This is a genomic window from Gilliamella sp. ESL1225 (assembly GCF_058502635.1).
The window spans coordinates 255,309-274,664 of sequence record NZ_CP196358.1 but is presented as its reverse complement, the minus strand read 5'-3'; the positions used below and the strand labels follow the sequence as shown (position 1 = coordinate 274,664).

Genomic DNA, 19,356 nt, shown 5'->3' with positions numbered 1-19,356 from the left:
AACACGATTTTATTTAAGATTTGTCACAGTTACAGACTTATTTTTAGTAAAAATAGTGTTATTTAACTGAATGTTTCTTTACATAAGCGTTAAGAATGATTCAGAATTTGCTAAACAGTATTTAAAACGTTTGCTAAATAGTTTTTAAAAAAGTAGGATGCATTTCTTTTTTCATCCTATTTTTATTTGCCATTTTAAATCGTATGTCATTAATTTCTTATTAACTTTTATGTAATTCCTATCATTCTACATTTTTCTGATATTTAACTTTCGCTAAAATATGCGCGAATTAAAAGGTTAAGTTTTCTAACAGATTTTTATCTGTGGATAAGTCATGCACAACTAAAAAAATAATAAAATATTTGCTATGAATTGAATATTATTCGCGTGCAAAAACTAAAAAAAAAGTTATATGATGAGCCCACATTTTATGGAGAATTTATAAGAGGGATCTTTATGATTTTTAAAAAAAATATTGCTTATTTTTTGTCGGTTGTTAAAAGTGGTACTATATCACAAGCAGCATCTGATATGCATATAACAGCCTCAGCGATAAGCCATAGTATTAAAAGTCTTGAAAAAGCATTGGGTTTTGAGTTATTCAATAAAACAAATTCTGGTTTAATATTGACTAGTTCAGGAAAAATCTTTTATGAAGAAATCATGGAACCCATTGATAAGCTAAACGAAGCCATGTTTAGGAATAAAAAATCAAAATCAGCAACCGAAACGCTAATTAAAACGGATGGAATTTATTATCATAAAATAATTCCAGCATTAGAAAGAATAAATAAAGATAATCCTCGAAATATCATATCGGTAACATCAGAGAGAGTTTCTAATATTAAACATGAATTAAATAAAGAATTTTCAGATATTATAATTTCTACCGTTAATATACAAATAACGGATGAAAAAATTCAAAAAATAAACCTTAATCCCGAAAAAGTGGGTATTTTAATAAAGCGGGATAATTATGAACGACATCAAAACATAAAAAAAGTATTTAAAAAAGAAAGATTAATCCATTCCCCATCTACTCTACAGCATACTACTTTTAAAAAACTTCTCAAAAAACTTAACGATTTGGGTTTTAAAGCAAAACTAATGTCTATTAATGAAATGGCTTTAATTGATTGTATTAGTAAGGGAATGGGATTTACGATTTGTACTGAAGATATTTATGAAAACTGGAATCTAAAAAACAAAAATCTTATTTATATAAAAAAACCTTTCCCATTCGAGTGCATCATTTCAAGAAAAGCCTATTTTTTACAGAAAAAAAGAAATGAACTTTCTGAAATGATTTCAGCTATAAAAGTGTATACTCAGTAATTGTTTTTTTGATAGTTAAATAATAATTAAAAAATTGTTTAGCTATCAATTGTTTATTAGATAGTTTATGTGTAGTTGGTTAAGCAAATTGAATCGATAAATTAAGGGTGAGAATATTTCTCACCCTTATTAATTAGAACTCTTTGTTAGAACAAGAATTCAACGAGACTTATTTTTTAGTTACATTCCACTTAAATGAAGATTCGAAACTGAATTCCTCGCCTGAGTTGATGGTAACTTCTTTTCCTTCATAGCTAATGTTAGTACCCCATGTTGCGCTTGTTGATACCGTAATTTGTTTATTGGTTTTGACTGCATCAGGGATAGAAACTTTTTCAACCCATGCGCCATTACCAATTTTAATATCGACAGCATCGTATTTTTCTAACGCTTCAGCAATAACTTTCGCCTCAACATTCACACCATTTGTAATTGGAAGGGTGAATCTTCTTTCTTGAGCAATCGAAAGCGTTTGTTTATTTTTATTCATTTTCCAGCCAGAAATAGATTGGAAGTTTACTTCCCCACCTGAATTGATAGTTATTTCTGTTCCTTCATAATTAACACCTGTATTCCAAGCGGCGCTAGTTGAAACGGAAATATGTTTGTTTGCTTTGCTTGCATCAGGAATATACACTTTTGATACCCATGCACCATCGCCAATTTTAATATCGATAGCATCATATTTTTCAAGTGCATCAGCAACGACTTTCGCTTCAACATTCACACCATTAACGATTGGCAAGTTATAGCGGTTTTTAGAAGGGATAGTAATTGTAGTCTTAACTGTACGAGATGCACTACCTGCTTTTACATCGACACTAACGGTAAGAGTTTGGCTCTTATCTGTTTTCATAACACTAAAAGAGAGATCTTCTTTACCGCTATTACTACCACTTGCGCCAGCTGGTAATGTCCATGAATAGCTTGGTTGGCTAACTGGTTTAGTATCACCTGATACGTTAGCGGTAAATTGCACACGATCCGCGCTTTCTTGAGATGATATCTTTAATTTTAAGCTATCGATAAATTTTTGGTCGTTTGCTTGTCCGTTATCACCGCCAGAACCACCAGAACCAGAGCCGCCAGAGCCTGAAGAAATTAAATTATCAACTTTACTTAGTAAATAATCGACATTAGGGCGATATCCAATCCCATCACTAACACCTTGGGTATAGTTAGATAATTTAATCAGATCTCTTACAACCCGTGGTGATAACATGGCGTTTTTGCTCATTGCATAGTCTTGAATTAATGCTAATGCAGCAGCACATAAAGGTGTTGCACTCGATGTTCCCGCAAATTCACTGGTATAACTTCTATCGTTACCAGAGAAGAATAAATCACCATAACCGGTTGTAACAACAGTCCAATCTCCCCATGAGTTAATTAATGATGTTGAGTGACCATAATTAGAAAAAGAGGTGCGTCTGCCGTTATCGTGGTTACAAGCACCAACTAATATACTACCATTATCACCATATTCGGTCATGATCCCTGATTTGACTAAGTCAATACCACCATTTCCTGCAGCTAAAATAACGATGGCACCTTTATCGATCATAATTTTGATTTTTTCCCACCAACTTTTACTATCTGTAACAGGGACGAGATCATCTCTATTTTTCGATAATTGAACGTCAAGGCTGATGATTTCACCGGCTTTAGCATCATTAGCTAGTCTATCGATATCACCGGTATCATAGAAATAAAATTTACATTGATGTGCGATACCTGTTACACCGAAATTCTTTTTCGCAGCAACAATAACGCCGACAGATGCTGTACCATGGTGACAATCTTGTGTTTCAGGACGACTATTAACAACGGTAATATTCGAACCTGCAAAATTTTCATGATTACGGTAAATACCGAAGTCAAGATGTCTAACGGTTGCTCTTGAACCAAATAAATTTTTATCCCAAACTTTTTTGGTATTCATACCTTTGGGTTCATCCATATAGGTTTGCAAGTGATTATAGTTTGGTGTTGTTGATTTTCCTTCATCTTTTTGAATAAAATCTTCTTGTTGACGTAATAACTCTTCTGGAAGCTGATAATTAGTCATATCAGGCGTTACACAACAATAATCAACATAATCTAAACTTTCAATACACTCAGCGATTTCTGATAAATGTTCGAAATCTGCTTCATCATGGCTTGTGAAATATTCATAATCGTTTGCTGATTTGTCAAAACTGATTGATAAATCTAATTCAATTTTTTTAAGTTTTAGGTGAAAAGCTGCGCTGATTAATTGCCCTTTTCCTTTTTCAACTTTGATTTCTAAGAAGTATTTATCAATGCCTTTGATTTTTTGATTGACTGTTTTTACTTGTGGTAATGTCGTTTTAGATGATGGTGTTTTTTTAACAGCATTCATTTTTAACGTATTAGATTTATAAAGTTCATTATTTTTTTCAATTGATTTATAAGAGAGTTCAATATGATATGAACCTGAAAGATCAATTTCGAAAAGATGATTATCTTTGGTTGTTTCAACTGAATCAATGCATTTTCCATTTAGCATTAAATCAAGCTTAACTAATTCTGATTTCTCATTATCAAATCTAACAATTAAAGAACTGCCATCAAGATCGATAAAATTAAACGCTTCAATTTTCATATGTTACCTCCATGGTAATTTTTGTTGCTATTATCATTAAAACTCGCAAAAATTTGCTGACTTTTTCCGAATGAAAAAAGATTATGAATATAAATAAAAATTAATGTTATTTAGATTAACTTATATTGATATCATAAATCTTATAGTTATTATATTTTTTTATACCCTTATTTGTCGCGTGAGTTTTTTATGGAAATTAGTGAAAAAATTTACAACAAAAAATTTATTTTTATAAAAATAAAAAAATATATATAAATATGTTTTTATTTAATTTTTATTTATTTAAATAGGCGTTTTTTTTATAAATATTTAAATTAAAAAAATTATCTAAAAAGGTTAGCTTTTTTTAGTGATATTTTATGCGCAATAAATCAACGATTAGACGTTTTTTTAGGAGGGTGATTTAGCAAATTTATCATTAAAAAATTAGTAAAATTGAACTAATTTTTATCATGAGTTTTGTTACTTGTTTGAGCCTATTAAATAGATTTTAAATAAGATGGATTTATACAACTCTAATAGAACAAATAAGATCGATGAATCAATTTGATTAAAATTTAATACGATGTGGAGTGATGCGTTTATTTTGCTATAAATATGAGATTTTCTAGAGAAGTTGATTAGATTATATGTTTGATTTTTGATTAAGGGTAGGAGTTATTCCTACCCTGATTAAATATCACTTTCTTTTTGATTTGAAAGTCAACAGCGATTATTTTTTAGTCACATCCCATTCTAAGAATGAATTAAAGTTTAATTCGCCCCCTGAATTTAAGATGACTTCTGTTACGCCATAATTAATACTTGTATTCCATGTTGCGCTGTTTGTTATTGTGATATGTTTATTGGCTTTGATTGCTTCAGGAATGTAAATTTTTGCAACCCAGGCACCATTACCTACTTTTATATCAACAGCATCATACTTTTCTAACGCTTCAGCAATTACACTCGCTTGAATATCAACGCCATTTACAACGGGAATGCTAAATCGTTTTTCGCTAGGAATTGAAATAGATTGTTTATGGTTATCAACTTTCCAACCGGAAATAGAGCGAAAGTTTAATTCTTCTCCCGAATTAATAATGGTTTCGGTTACGCCATAATTAATGCTCGTGTTCCATGTTGCGCTAGTTGTAACTGCGATATGTTTATTCGCTTTTACAGCTGCAGGAATATAAACTTTTGGTACCCATGCCCCATTGCCAATTTTAATATCGATAGCATCATATTTTTCTAGCGCCTGTGCAACCACATTCGCTTCAACATTGACATTATTCGTAATTGGTAGATTATAACGGCTTCCTTTAGCAGGAATATGCACAGATTCTTTAAAGGTTTTTGAAACTTTTCCTACTTTTACGTCAACCGTTAAAGTAAGTGTTTGGTTCTTATCTGTTTTTGTTACGCTAAAAGATTGATCTGCTTTATTGCTATTGCTACCATTTGCACCAGCAGGTAATGTCCAGCTATAGGTTGGTTGACTAACAGGTTTAGCATTACTCGCTAGGTTTGCCGTAAATTGAACGTTATCACCTTTATCTTGAGAAGAGATCTTCAAATTTAAACCGTTTAAGAAAGTTTGATCATTGGCTTGATCATTATTATCTGATGAACCAAATTCCTTCATTACTTTACGAATGTGCTCTTCATTTACGGGATCCCAATTTGCGCCAAGTGTTTTCATTTTAGAGTTGTAAGTTGGACGATATTTGCCTTTAGTACAAAAGTCCGCCCCCTCAAATAGACCAACAATGCCATTTTTATTATGTGTTGTCGGAATTGGTGTACTTGCATCAATCAAATGTCTCCATTTAATTTTATTTCTATTTGTTTCTTGCGTTGCATTAACTTTGTTTGGCTCGGCACCAATACTACAGTCACCATAATCATATTCGTCGGCTAAATCATAGGCAGAATGACCAAATTCATGTAATGCTAATTCAGTTGCTGCACTATTCATCGTTAAAGTACCAACACCAGGATAACCGGCGCCGCCGTAATTCATTGTATTTGCGACAACCAATATTTGATCGTAATTTCCATAACCCAATGCATTGGTTACGGCTGAATGAGCAAGATTGGTATTTGTACATAGCAAACGCTCGGTGTTATAGCAACCAAGTTCACTTTGCAAAGCGGTATTTTTAGTTACTTGATTTGTTATTGTGATCCCAGAATCGCGACTTGCTAAATCGACGCGGACAAATTCAAAGCTAGCTTTTAGATCATTTATTAAAGGATCGGCAGTAAACCCTTGCACAACTTTTTGCGCATCAGTTTTCCATTTACTCATTTCACCTGACGTATATCCATCCCCAACAACAGCCACAATTAATGGGCGCTTAGTTGCTTTTGATGCGGCGAGAATTGTTTCAGATTTGATTTTATCTTTGAAAGCTTTAGTTGCAGGTTTTGAAACCATTTTTTCAATATTATCGCGAGTGAGAATAAGCTCTTGACTGATCTTCGGTTTTTTCCCTTTTTCAAGGCTATCAGCATCAACAGAAGATATTTTTATCTCCGATAAAGAATCCGCATAAGGTAAAACCACATTGCTTTTATTTTCGGCAATAAAAACATCTTGAACGTGTTCAATTTCGCCCTTCTCTGGCGAGAAAGATTCAAATCGCACATGGCGTGAATCTTTTACAAAAGTACGGTAAATTTCTTTACCTTTTTTGTCTAATGCCACAACTTCCCATCCTTTTTGATTATGTGGCGTTAAGTTGCTTTGTGCGGGAGTGAGTCGAAATTCACCTTTTTTCATATCAACGACTTGCAGCAAATCGGCATTATCTTGCGCACCTGTGATATTTAACCAAAGATTATCGGCGTGAGCGCTTTGTGAAAACAAAGCGAACATTGTTACAGTTGTTAGAGAAAACTTTTTCATTTAAATTATCCTTATAAAAATAAAAAACAGAAACTGTAACTTACTATATTTTGTTACCTATCGTTACTGAATTAATTTTCAACAATTGTGAATAATTTTTTATTTTGTTGTGATTAACTATTTTAATATAAATAAAGTCAGTGATCCGTAAAATGATTTAAAATAATTTTAGGCAAGAATTAAACAAAGCCCGCTATTTAATTATTCATTATTAGTCTTTATTACTGCTTATTAGCCCGAAATTAGTAAATAAAACTAGTAAAGGCAGGTCAAATATGATATAAAACGCGCGCTTATCTCACTTTTCTGTGTTTATTGCAACACGAAAAATAAATGAGTGGCTAAATTTAATTAATTAACGTTATAACACACACATATCATCACACTTTTCCGGGGTGCCTTTTGTGTTAAATTCTTTTTAAAAGTAAAAGAATAGATTAAGCAAGTAAGGTCGGTAAAAGCGGATATGTGGAGGCATAACCCCAACGTCAAAATGAGGAAATCATGACTACAGTATCTATGCGCGATATGCTGCAAGCCGGTGTACACTTTGGACACCAAACCCGCTATTGGAATCCAAAAATGAAACCATTTATTTTTGGTGCTCGTAATAAAGTTCATATCATTAATCTTGAACAAACTGTCCCAATGTTTAACGAAGCGTTAGCTGAATTAACAAAAATTGCAGCGCATAAAGGTAAAATTTTATTTGTTGGTACTAAACGTGCAGCTAGCGAAGCGATTAAAGAAGCTGCTGAAAGTTGTGGGCAATACTATGTTAATCATCGCTGGTTAGGTGGGATGTTAACTAACTGGAAAACCGTTCGCCAATCAATCAAACGTTTAAAAGATTTAGAAACACAAGCTGCTGATGGCACATTTGATAAATTAACCAAAAAAGAAGCATTAATGCGTACACGTGAAATGGTTAAATTAGAAAACAGCCTTGGCGGTATCAAAAATATGGGTGGCTTACCGGACATTCTTTTTGTTATTGGTGCTGACCATGAACACATTGCAATCAAAGAAGCTAATAACTTAGGTATTCCTGTCATTGCTATTGTTGATACAAACTCAGATCCAGATGGTATTGATTATATTATCCCTGGTAATGATGATGCGATTCGTGCTATTCAATTATATACTCAATCAGCAGCTGATGCTGTTCGCTCTGGTCGTGAACAAAATCAATCTCCAATTTCAGAAGAAAGCTTCGTTGAAGAAGATGTAGTTACCGAGTAATAACGCAATGATTTTTAGGGTCGTACTTGTTCGACCCATTTTGATAAAAATTATAGCAAAGATTAAAATAGAGGGTTAAAAAATGGCTGAAGTTACCGCTTCTATGGTTAAAGAACTGCGCGAAAGAACGGGCGCAGGTATGATGGAATGTAAAAAAGCATTAGTTGAAACAAATGGTGATATTGAACTTGCCATTGATAACATGCGTAAATCAGGTCAAGCAAAAGCGGCTAAAAAAGCGGGTCGTGTTGCAGCTGAAGGTGTGATTATTTCTAAAATTTCTGCTGATAAAAAATATGGTGTAATTTTAGAAGTTAACTGTGAAACAGACTTTGTTGCTAAAGATGCCGGTTTTTTAGCATTTAGCGATAAAGTTGCAACGACTGCGTTAAATGAACGCATCACTGATATTGCTGCATTACAAGCTAAATTTGAAGAAGAACGTACGGCGCTTGTTGCTAAAATTGGTGAAAATATTGGTATTCGTCGTATCGCCGATATCTCTGGTGATATCGTGGGTAGTTATCAACATGGTGCACGTATTGGTGTGTTAGTTGCGGCAAATGCAGCAGCCAACGATGAACTTGTTAAGCATATTGCTATGCATATTGCAGCAAGTAAACCTGAATATCTTGCTCCAACTGATGTACCTGCTGATGTTGTTGAGCATGAACGTCAAATCCAAATTGATATTGCAATGCAATCTGGTAAACCACGCGAAATCGCAGAAAAAATGGTTGAAGGACGTATGCGCAAATTTACCGGTGAGGTTTCATTAACGGGTCAACCGTTTGTTATGGATCCAAGTAAAACTGTCGGTGATTTACTTACTGAAAAGAAAGCTGCTGTGGCTAACTTTATCCGCTTTGAAGTGGGTGAAGGAATCGAAAAAGTTGAAGTTGATTTTGCGGCAGAAGTGGCTGCAATGTCTAAACAATCTTAATTGTTTTATTAAAACCGCCGTAAGGCGGTTTTGTTTATCCGCAAATTATTTAATTATCTTCAAAGAGTAACTAGAAGCATCTGCTGATTACTTAACATAACAAAATAACAAGAGATTTTATTATGAAAACTCCCCATTATAAACGGATTCTTCTAAAACTCAGTGGCGAAGCTTTGCAAGGTGAAGAAGGTTTCGGTATTGATCCAACTGTTTTAGAACGCATGGCAAAAGAAATTAAAGAACTTATCGAAATGAACGTTGAAGTGGCGGTTGTCATTGGTGGTGGTAATTTATTTCGTGGTGCTGGTCTTGCTAAAGCAGGTATGAATCGTGTTGTTGGTGATCATATGGGTATGCTTGCAACTGTCATGAATGGACTTGCTATGCGCGATGCTTTACATCGAATTGAAGTCAATGCGCGTTTGATGTCGGCGATCCCTTTAAATGGCGTCTGTGATGATTATCGTTGGACCGAAGCGATTAGCCTATTAAAACAAGGTAAAGTGGTTATTTTATCAGCTGGAACGGGTAATCCTTTTTTTACGACAGATTCAGCTGCTTGTTTACGTGGTATTGAAATTGAAGCCGATGTTGTTTTAAAAGCAACGAAAGTTGATGGCGTTTACTCAGCGGATCCTGTTAAAAATCCTAATGCGATATTATATAAAACCCTAAATTATGATAAAGTGCTAGATGATGAACTTAAAGTAATGGATTTAGCGGCTTTTACTTTAGCGCGTGATCACAACTTACCTATTTGTGTGTTTAATATGAATAAACCCGGTGCGTTGCGTCGTGTCATATTAGGTGAACACGAAGGAACATTAATTAATAATCAAGCGACTGTGACTTGTTAATTTTTTCTAAGTTAAAACAAGGTTTTTATTATGTTAAATGAAATTCAAAAAGAAGCGCAAACACGTATGGAAAAAAGCATTGAAGCTTTTCAAAACCATATTTCTAAAGTAAGAACGGGTCGTGCTTCTCCAAGTTTATTAGATGGCATTATGGTTGAATATTATGGAAGTGCAACGCCATTACGCCAATTAGCCAATGTAGTTGCCGAAGATTCAAGAACACTTGCAATCACCGTTTTTGATAAATCATTAACGCCAAGTATTGAGAAAGCAATTTTAGCTTCGGATTTAGGTTTAAATCCCGCATCGACAGGTACTGTGATCCGTGTTCCATTACCTCCTTTAACGGAAGAACGTCGACGCGATCTGACTAAGATTGTTCGTAATGAAGCTGAACAAGGTCGTGTATCAATTCGTAATATTCGTCGAGATGCTAACGATCAGATCAAAGCTTTATTAAAAGACAAAGAAATTTCGGAAGATGATGAGCGTAAATCTCAAGATCTTATACAAAAAGCAACCGATGCAGCGATTAAAAAGCTAGATATGGCACTTGCCGATAAAGAAAAAGAGTTAATGGAATTTTAATTAGTCGCTCTACTAAATGATTTTAATCTAGTAAGTTTAGTATAATGTTGAGGATGATAATTTTTATCATCCTTTTTTTTAGATTATGTATTTTTCTTTATTAAACAATCTTATTATAAAATTTTCTATTAATAAGTTTATTTATAGTGATTAGTAAATTTTAGGTATTTATAAAATCGTTATTTACGATAATTAATTAATCGAATAATATCGTTATTATTTTGAATTTAACAGCTCAATATAACAGGAATAATAAGAGTATGAACTTTTTAGCCCAAAAAGCAGTACCTACTGCATTAACATTGACGATAACAGCAATTTTTGTCAATGTCTTATGGGGTACACCTTTTCCATTAGTTAAAGTCATGTATCAAGAAATGAATATTCAAGCAGATAATTTAGGCGATGCTTATAATGGACAAGTTATTACCGTCATTAGTTTACGTTTTTTATTAGCCGGAATTATTACCTTAATCATGGCACTTTGTATGAAGCAAAAGATTTTTGCGATTAATAAAAAACAATGGTTTGATATCAGCTCAATGGGGCTAATTAGTACAACAGCCGCGTATTTCTTTTTTACAATAGGGCTTATGCATACTTCAACGATTAAATCGACAATATTAGCACAAGCGTCTATCTTCTTTTCTATCCTATTAGCCCATTTTGCTTATAAAAACGATAAAATGAATTTAGCTAAATGGATAGGTTTAATCTTGGGTTTTGCCGGTTTAATCATTGTAAATATCAGTAAACCCACTATTCATATATCGCAATTATTTAGTTTTGATTTATTAGGCGATGGATTTATGTTGTTATATGGATTAGTTGCGGCAATTGGCATGATGCAAGCGAGGGCAATTGGATCTAACTTACCCGTGTTTATTTTAACGGGATGGAACCTTATTATTGGCTCAATTATACTGGGTATTATTGGTATCTTTATGGGTGGGCGATTGCAATTTATTGAATGGAATTCACTCGGTATTAGTTTACTTATCTTTTTAGCATTACTCTCAAGTGTTGCATTTGGGCTTTGGTATTGGGTTATCCAATATGCCAAAATGGGTGAAGTGTCGATGTATAAATTTTTAATGCCTGTTTCTGGTAGTTTATTAGCGATTTTAATTGGGCAAGATAGCCTAACTGTTCCGGTGTTATTAGGTTTAATTTTGGTTAGTTTGGGTATCATTGTTGTTACTAAACCGAATCTTTTTGGTTTGCAAAAAAAATAATCATAAATTATTTAATTGCTGTTTTTATCTTAAATCCTTGTTTTTTTAAGCAAGGATTTTCTATAACTGGATTTATAAGGACTTATCAGCGATAATCTTAGCTATTCTTTTAAAAGATTGTCTTAAAAAGATAGTCTAATTATGATTTATTGATATGTTGACTATTTATCATTCCAATCAAATTGATTTGCTAAAAACCCTTGTTAGCGAACTAATGCAACGCGATCCTTTAGACGATGTTTTTACGCCTGAAACGGTTATTGTCCAAAGTCAAGGCATGGCACAATGGTTACAAATTCAGTTGGCGCAAGAGATGGGTATTGCTGCAAATATTGAATTCCCTTTTCCTACCTTTTTTATTCGGCAATTATATCAATTATTATTACCTGATCTTCCTTTAGAAAATAGCTTTACAATTGAATCGATGACGTGGCAATTATATGCTTTACTCCCTAAAATTATTGATTCTCCTAAATTAGAGGCCATTAAAAATTATCTTAATATCAATCAAAGCGAACGTAAATTATATCAATTAGCGATGCGCATCGCGCATTTATTTGATCAGTATTTAGTCTATCGACCTGATTGGATAGCGAAATGGGAAGACTTGCAAACGGTAGATGAGCTAAATCATCACTCAGCTGAAATATGGCAAGCAGAATTATGGCGTCAATTAGTATTAGCAACACCTCCTTTTCATCGTGCTAATATTTATTGGCAAGTTTTAGATATGCTAATGCAGCCATCATTAGATGACAGTATATTAAAAAGCTTACCAAAGCGGATTTTTATTTTTGGTATTAATTCGTTGCCACCAATTTACCTTAATTTGTTTTATGCATTAAGTCAGCATATTGATGTACATTTAATGTTTAATAATCCATGTAAATGGTATTGGGGAGATATTATTGATAAGCAATTAATAACGCAAACTAGCAATAACGAAAATAAACCGAATGCTTTATTAACCTCAATGGGTAAATTAGGACGCGATAATTTATTTTTATTACAAGAATTGCCAGGTAAGCGCGATATTGAAGCTTTTGTCGATAATCAATCTAATCAACTATTGCATCATATCCAACAAGATATTTTAGAATTATATCCAACGACTGCAGGTCAGCAAATAATCGATAAAAGCGATAACTCGATTTCATTTCATGCTTGCCATAGTGAGCAACGTGAAGTTGAAGTGTTATATGATTATCTGCTTAATGCATTTGAGAACGATCCTGACTTAGAATTACGGGATTGCATTGTAATGGTATCAGATATTGATCGTTATGTTCCTTATATTCGTGCGGTATTTGGTAATGCAAGCGATAAACGTTATTTACCGTTTACGATTTCCGATCAAAAAGCGCGTAATATCGATCCTATCGTACAAGGTTTTTTTGCAATTTTAGCTTTTCCGCAAAGTCGTTTCACGTCAGAAGAACTGTTTAATTTATTAGAAATTCCCGCTGTTGCTGAAAAATTTGCCATTAATGAATCGCAATTAGTTACTTTACGGACGTGGATTATAGAGTCCGGGATCCGTTTTGGTTTAGATGATAAACATAGCTGGCTATTTGGCTTAGAGCGCTTAATTTTAGGTTATACCATGAATAGTGAGCAGGGAGATTGGCAACAGATTTTACCTTACGAAGGTGCAACTGGTTTAGATGCGCAGTTGATTGGGCAACTTGCTGAATTTGTGCAACTAATTCGTCAATGGCAAAATTATTTATCTATCCCTAAACCTTTATCTGAATGGCAAGGATGTTGTTTAGCGTTATTAAATGATTTTTTTGCAACTGATCCAAATCGTGAAGCAATTTTATTGTTAATCGAAGAAGAATGGCAAAAAATGATAACGGGTGGTTTGCAGTCCCATTTTGATGACGCCGTATCGATGACGATTTTGCATGATGCTATGCAATCTCGTTTAGAGCAAAATTTTTTAGCACATCGTTTTTTAATTGGTAAAATTAATTTTTGTACGATGATGCCAATGCGCTCGATTCCTTTTAAAGTTGTGTGTTTATTAGGTATGAATGAAGGTGATTACCCTCGAACCTCGGTACCGATGGATTTTGATTTAATTGCCTATAAAACACGGCGCGGGGATCGCAGTCGCCGTAATGATGATCGTTATTTATTTTTAGAGGCGATTTTATCGGCACAAAAACAACTTTATATTAGTTATATTGGTCGCGATATTAAAGATGATAGTGAACGTTATCCTTCTGTGTTGGTCGAGGAGCTTTGGGAATACATTAACCAGCATTATGGCGTGTCTTTTATAGACGAAAAAGAAGAGAAACAATCATCTAACCTACAAGAATCAGTAGCGAAACCATTAGAGGTGATTGATTTTTTACGTGTTTTTCATACAAGAACGCCATTTAATCCATTAAATTATTCGCAAGAACCTAAAAGTTATGCAGATGAATGGTTACCGGCCGCTTTACAACAAGGTGATAAAGTGGCATTTTTAAATGACATTTCTGCCCTAAATACAGACATTATCAACCTTGAAGATCTTAAACGTTTTTATCAACATTCAGTGCGATTTTTTTTACAAAAACGGTTTAATTATTATCTACATGACGTAGATAATAATCTCCCCGAAGCGGAAAATTTTACCTTAAATGGGCTAGAACGTTATACATTAAATCAGCATCTTTTAAATCATCTGTTAAGTGATATGAACAAAAAAGATGAAGACATTATCAATGAGGTTTATGAACGTACACGATTAACGGGACTTTTACCGGATGGCGCTTTTGGGGAAATTTTATTTCAAGAACAAAGTTTGTTAATGCGGGATTTAGCAACTAAAATCAAACAAGAAAGATTAACGCAAATCACGCAAGAAGTGAATTTATCCGTCATGATGCCAGATAAGCAAGTTTGCCAGTTAAATGGCTGGTTAACGCAGGTGCAAGAAGATGGTTTATTAGCGTGGCGTGTTATGAAATTATCGATTCGTGAAGGGATTGTTTTTTGGATTGATCATTTACTTTATTGTATTTTAAATCCGAATCAATCATTGAATCAAAGTCGTTTATATGGGCGTGATGAAAGTGAGTGGCGATTTTTAGTTATTGAACAGGAACAAGCTTTATCTTATTTAACAGATTTAATGGCTGGTTATATGATGGGTATTAATCAACCTCTGCTGTTACCGATTCAATCTGCTTGGCAATGGCTCAATATCGTTTATGATAAAAAAACAGATTTGATTAACGAAAATCCAAAAGCCGAAAAGCAACTTTACCAAAATTGGCAGGGTAATTTTGCAAAAGAAGGCGAATGCGATGAGTATTATACCCGAATTTATCCTGAATTGACGGATGAACTCATTAAGCAAATTGGCTTCAATGCCAAGCAATATTTATTACCAATATTAAGGCATCTTGCTTAATTCACATTGCTTAATACAAATGGTAATGATTTTATGATAAATGCCATCTTTAGCTGATCTAACATGGGGGAAATATGTTTATTGATACGCATTGTCATTTTGATTTTCCGCCATTTTCGCATCATCCTTATGAATCAATTAAGCTCATTAAACAAGCAGGTTTATTCGGTTTAATTGTGCCATCAGTAACTGCGGATAGATTTGCTAAGGTATTATCATTATCTGAACAATTCACTGAACTTTATGCTGCATTAGGTTTGCATCCTATCTTTCAACATAAACCCGCTGATTTAATGTATTTAGCCGATAAATTAAGTGAACAGCCTACAAAGCTGGTCGCTATGGGAGAAATTGGGCTTGATCAGTATAATTTAGCGATAGATTTAAAAACGCAACTTTATTATTTTTGTGCGCAATTAGAGTTAGCTAAACAATTTAATTTACCCATTTTACTTCATTCAAGGCGAACGCATGATGTGCTATATCGTGAATTAAAGCGTGCAAATTTGCCGGCTAAAGGCGTGATTCATGGTTTTTCAGGAAGTTATCAACAAGCTATGCAGTTTATTGATTTAGGTTATTATATTGGTGTTGGCGGTGTGATAAGTTATCCTCGAGCGAGTAAAACGCGCAATTGTATTACGCGTTTACCTATCGAAAGATTATTATTAGAAACCGATGCCCCTGATATGCCATTAAATGGTCAACAAGGTCAGCCAAATCGTCCTGAGAATATTGTACAAATTTTTCAAATATTAACCCAATTGCGCTCAGAATCAGCCGATAATTTAATGCAACAAATCTTAACAAATACCTTGACCCTATTTACTCGAGTAAATAAAATTAATGGTTTAGGTAGCGATTCATCTTATCAAGATAGATATCAATCGGATAATAAAAACAAATAAGGAAGGTTATAATGTCAACAAATAATACTAAACAGACCCCTCAATCTAGTTGTTCAGCATTGAGCTGTGCTATTAATTCAATAACACGTTTATTTCCATTATGGGCAATCCTTTTTGCGATTGTAGCTTACTTTTCTCCTGTTACCTTTTTACCGTTAAAAAGTTATGTTTCTTATTTATTAATGTTTGTTATGTTTACGATGGGTGTGACGTTAAGTATTGATGATTTTAAACGTGTGATTACAAGACCTAAAGCTGTTATCGTTTGTACTTTATTACATTATATCGTTATGCCAATAACTGCGTTAATCATTGCAAAATTGTTTTCGATGTCGACAGAATTATTAGTCGGTATGGTACTCGTCGGTAGTGTTGCAAGTGGAACGGCATCGAATTTTATGATTTATATTGCAAAAGGTGATGTGGCATTATCAGTTACAATTTCATCGGTTTCAACATTAGTGGGTATTTTTATTACGCCAATATTAACGTATATTTTGGTTGATACATCAGTTAATGTGTCTGTTTCTAGCATGATTATGCATATTGTTGAAATTGTTCTTATTCCTATTGTATTAGGATTAATCTGCCATCATTTTTTAACGGCTTTTGTTAAAAAATGTGAACTTATTTTTCCAATTGCTTCAATGCTTTGTATTTTAACAATTATTGGTTGTGTTGTTGCAGCGAGTCAATCGCAAATTGCCCAAGTCGGTATGATGGTTATTTTAGCCGTTATTTTACATAATGGAATTGGATTATTAGGCGGTTACTGGGGTGGACGTTTGCTCGGGTTTGATGAATCGACTTGTCGAACCATGTCGCTTGAAGTGGGTATGCAAAATTCAGCATTAGCCGCAACGCTTGCAACTAATTATTTTTCTGCCTTATCAGCATTACCGGCGGCGGTATTTTCAGTTTGGCATAATATATCAGGCTCAATTATTGCAACTATTTGGCAAGGAAAATCAATTAAAGCTAAAAAAGTTAAAAAAGCACAATAATAACGAACAATTAATGATTATTTGTTCACAAAGATTTTCTTAATTGTAGCGCGATTTAATAGGATAGATATTGGCGCTTCAATGTTGTTGGCGATTCTAAATTTTAATAATAGGTATTTTGCTGTTTATTATAGGAAAAATGAGATAATGTTTTTATGATCTTATTTTTATTATCTTGTCGCTTATCATTAATTAGGTAAATTATTGTGGACGAAAAAGTACAATTATCCCCTTTTGTTTTCCGTATTTTGCCGTGGATTGCTGCCATTGCATTTTTAATGCAATCGTTAGACACATCTATTTTAAACACGGCATTACCTGCCCTTGCTAAAGATTTGCATGAATCTCCACTCAATATGCAATCGGCTGTTATTAGCTATGCCTTAACGTTAGCATTATTTATTCCTGTTAGTGGCTATTTATCCGATAAATATGGTACGCGTAATATATTTGTTATTGCGGTCTTTTTATTTTCGCTTGGATCATTATTATGCGCATTATCGGAATCTTTATTTTTTATGGATATTGCGCGCGTTATTCAAGGTATTGGTGGCTCTATGATGGTTCCTGTATCACGTTTAGTGTTAATTAAATCTTATAAACGAAGTGATTTTTTATCGGCATTAAATACCGCGTCAATTCCAGGATTAATTGGTCCAATTATTGGCCCTGTTGTCGGTGGGTATTTAGTTGATGTGGTTAGTTGGCATTGGATTTTTTTAATTAATTTACCAATCGGTATACTAGGTATTATTTTTGGCTGGCGTTATATGCCTAATTTTAAAGGGACAAGGCTAAGTTTTGATACCTTTGGCTTTATTTTTATCGTGATTGGGTTTATTACCTCAACCCTCAGTCTTGAATTTTTAAGTGATGGGATTAATGTCTATATATCGATAATGCTTGCTGTAATAAGCGTACTTTTTATTTATATTTATTACCGTTATGCTCAAAAAGTTACTGAGCCTTTGTTTCCGCTTTCTTTATTTAAGATCCACAGTTTTAAAATCGGAATTATTGGTAATCTAGTTAGCCGCTTAGGTATTTCAGGCGTTCCTTTTTTAATACCTTTATTATTGCAGGTCGTATTTGGTTATTCAGCGATTTACGCAGGTATTATGCTTATCCCTATGGCGATTGCGTCATTATTGATGAAATCATTTATTCCGCGAATTTTACGTAAAGGTGGCTATCGATTTGTGTTAGTGACCAATACCCTATTAGCCGGTATATTAATTTTATTATTATCATTCGTGAATTTATCGACACCGACAATTTTAATTTGTTTATTATTATTTTGTATTGGCAGTATTAACTCGATGCAGTATACCGCAATGAATAGTATTACCTTATCAGGGTTACATGGCGAACAAACAAGTAGTGGTAATAGTTTAATGGCAGTTAATCAACAGTTATCGATTAGTTTTGGAATTGCTTTTGGTGCGGTACTTGTCCGTTTAATTAGTGATAAAACAAATTTAATTCATGCTTTTCAAATCACTTTTATTATTTTAGGTTTAGTGACTATTTTTTCAAGCCTTGTCTTTGCATTTTTACATAAAGAAGATGGGCAAAATTTAATTTCTCGTTAATAAGTTGGGGGCAATTTTTATGCTTAATTATCAAATCATCCCGGTTACGGATTTTCAACAAAATTGCAGCATTATTTGGTGCGATAAAACCAAACAAGCTGCAATTATCGATCCGGGTGGTGAAGCCGAATTATTAAAAAAAGCCGTTGAAAAGCTCGGTGTTAAGGTAACTAAAATATTAATTACCCATGGTCACCTTGATCATGTAGGAGCTGCTGATGAATTAGCTAAGTTTTATCAGGTTGATATTTTAGGATCGGCTATCGAAGATAAAATATTATTTGATATGTTACCTGAACAATGCTTACGTTTTGGTTTTCCTTATATTAAATCTTTTTTACCAACGCAATGGTTGCAAGAAGGTGATCAAATCACAATAGGTGACGTGACACTTGACGTTTTATTTTGCCCCGGTCATGCTCCCGGTCATGTTGTTTTTATCAATCAGCAAGCTAAATTAGCTTTTGTCGGAGACGTTATATTTCACAACAGTATTGGACGCACCGATCTTGTTGGTGGAAATCATGCACAATTAATCGCGTCGATTAAACAAAAATTATTTACGTTAGGTGATGACTTTGCATTTATTCCCGGTCATGGACCTATGTCAACTATTGGTCAAGAAAGATTAACTAACCCTTATTTGCGTTAATTGTTCATAAAATAGCTGTTTGAATAGATTAACTATTGACAGATTGTCATAAAGTCTATAATATTCGCGCTA

13 protein-coding genes are annotated in these 19,356 nt (G+C 33.6%); 11 read left to right on the top strand and 2 right to left on the bottom strand.

The window, feature by feature from the left end:
* Nucleotides 1-456: 456 nt before the first annotated feature.
* Nucleotides 457-1,335 carry a LysR family transcriptional regulator gene (locus ACSYSW_RS01155; protein ID WP_491705085.1) on the top strand — a complete coding sequence of 293 codons (879 nt, stop codon included), beginning with the start codon at nt 457-459 and terminating at the stop codon, nt 1,333-1,335.
* 169 nt (nt 1,336-1,504) lie between these two features.
* On the opposite strand, the gene ACSYSW_RS01150 is transcribed toward ACSYSW_RS01155, so the two are convergent.
* Together ACSYSW_RS01150 and ACSYSW_RS01145 are read right to left on the bottom strand one after the other, a co-directional pair.
* Nucleotides 1,505-3,961, bottom strand: coding sequence for a S8 family serine peptidase (locus ACSYSW_RS01150; RefSeq protein WP_491705086.1), 2,457 nt, complete (start codon nt 3,959-3,961; stop codon nt 1,505-1,507).
* 712 nt (nt 3,962-4,673) lie between these two features.
* A complete protein-coding gene (locus ACSYSW_RS01145) occupies nt 4,674-6,854 on the bottom strand; it encodes a M64 family metallopeptidase (protein ID WP_491705087.1) in 2,181 nt (726 codons plus the stop codon).
* Between the two features lie 504 nt (nt 6,855-7,358).
* Here ACSYSW_RS01145 and rpsB point away from each other — a divergent pair.
* The 10 genes from rpsB (at nt 7,359) to ACSYSW_RS01095 (ending at nt 19,284) form a co-directional block, all read left to right on the top strand.
* On the top strand, nt 7,359-8,096 hold the full coding sequence (gene rpsB / locus ACSYSW_RS01140) for a 30S ribosomal protein S2 (protein ID WP_491705088.1): 738 nt from the start codon (nt 7,359-7,361) through the stop codon (nt 8,094-8,096).
* An 82-nt stretch (nt 8,097-8,178) separates the two neighbouring features.
* Entirely contained in the window at nt 8,179-9,039 is an 861-nt protein-coding gene (gene tsf / locus ACSYSW_RS01135; RefSeq protein ID WP_491705089.1) for a translation elongation factor Ts, read from the top strand.
* A gap of 122 nt (nt 9,040-9,161) precedes the next feature.
* Nucleotides 9,162-9,896: a UMP kinase gene (gene pyrH / locus ACSYSW_RS01130; protein WP_491705090.1), complete on the top strand. Its 735-nt coding sequence runs from the start codon at nt 9,162-9,164 to the stop codon at nt 9,894-9,896.
* 30 nt (nt 9,897-9,926) lie between these two features.
* Nucleotides 9,927-10,484, top strand: a complete 558-nt coding sequence (frr, locus tag ACSYSW_RS01125; protein WP_491705091.1) for a ribosome recycling factor — start codon at nt 9,927-9,929, stop codon at nt 10,482-10,484.
* Nucleotides 10,485-10,744: 260 nt separating this feature from the next.
* A complete protein-coding gene (locus tag ACSYSW_RS01120; protein ID WP_491705092.1) occupies nt 10,745-11,719 on the top strand; it encodes a DMT family transporter in 975 nt (324 codons plus the stop codon).
* Nucleotides 11,720-11,873: 154 nt separating this feature from the next.
* Nucleotides 11,874-15,128, top strand: a complete 3,255-nt coding sequence (gene recC, locus ACSYSW_RS01115; protein ID WP_491705093.1) for an exodeoxyribonuclease V subunit gamma — start codon at nt 11,874-11,876, stop codon at nt 15,126-15,128.
* 74 nt (nt 15,129-15,202) lie between these two features.
* Nucleotides 15,203-16,036 (top strand): TatD family hydrolase, encoded by an 834-nt coding sequence (locus tag ACSYSW_RS01110; protein WP_491705094.1) that lies wholly within the window; start codon nt 15,203-15,205, stop codon nt 16,034-16,036.
* Between the two features lie 11 nt (nt 16,037-16,047).
* On the top strand, nt 16,048-17,040 hold the full coding sequence (gene panS, locus ACSYSW_RS01105; RefSeq protein ID WP_491705095.1) for a ketopantoate/pantoate/pantothenate transporter PanS: 993 nt from the start codon (nt 16,048-16,050) through the stop codon (nt 17,038-17,040).
* Between the two features lie 206 nt (nt 17,041-17,246).
* Complete coding sequence (locus ACSYSW_RS01100; protein WP_491705096.1) at nt 17,247-18,632, top strand: MFS transporter; 1,386 nt, start codon at nt 17,247-17,249, stop codon at nt 18,630-18,632.
* Between the two features lie 19 nt (nt 18,633-18,651).
* Nucleotides 18,652-19,284: an MBL fold metallo-hydrolase gene (locus ACSYSW_RS01095; RefSeq protein ID WP_491705097.1), complete on the top strand. Its 633-nt coding sequence runs from the start codon at nt 18,652-18,654 to the stop codon at nt 19,282-19,284.
* Nucleotides 19,285-19,356 lie beyond the last annotated feature (72 nt).

Coding starts and splice junctions, on each gene's coding strand:
- ACSYSW_RS01120 (WP_491705092.1), top strand. CDS start 10,745: ATGAACTTTTTAGCCCAAAAAGCAGTACCTACTGCATTAACATTGACG.
- ACSYSW_RS01110 (WP_491705094.1), top strand. CDS start 15,203: ATGTTTATTGATACGCATTGTCATTTTGATTTTCCGCCATTTTCGCAT.
- ACSYSW_RS01150 (WP_491705086.1), bottom strand. CDS start 3,961: ATGAAAATTGAAGCGTTTAATTTTATCGATCTTGATGGCAGTTCTTTA.
- ACSYSW_RS01155 (WP_491705085.1), top strand. CDS start 457: ATGATTTTTAAAAAAAATATTGCTTATTTTTTGTCGGTTGTTAAAAGT.
- tsf (WP_491705089.1), top strand. CDS start 8,179: ATGGCTGAAGTTACCGCTTCTATGGTTAAAGAACTGCGCGAAAGAACG.
- recC (WP_491705093.1), top strand. CDS start 11,874: ATGTTGACTATTTATCATTCCAATCAAATTGATTTGCTAAAAACCCTT.
- ACSYSW_RS01145 (WP_491705087.1), bottom strand. CDS start 6,854: ATGAAAAAGTTTTCTCTAACAACTGTAACAATGTTCGCTTTGTTTTCA.
- frr (WP_491705091.1), top strand. CDS start 9,927: ATGTTAAATGAAATTCAAAAAGAAGCGCAAACACGTATGGAAAAAAGC.
- pyrH (WP_491705090.1), top strand. CDS start 9,162: ATGAAAACTCCCCATTATAAACGGATTCTTCTAAAACTCAGTGGCGAA.
- rpsB (WP_491705088.1), top strand. CDS start 7,359: ATGACTACAGTATCTATGCGCGATATGCTGCAAGCCGGTGTACACTTT.
- panS (WP_491705095.1), top strand. CDS start 16,048: ATGTCAACAAATAATACTAAACAGACCCCTCAATCTAGTTGTTCAGCA.
- ACSYSW_RS01095 (WP_491705097.1), top strand. CDS start 18,652: ATGCTTAATTATCAAATCATCCCGGTTACGGATTTTCAACAAAATTGC.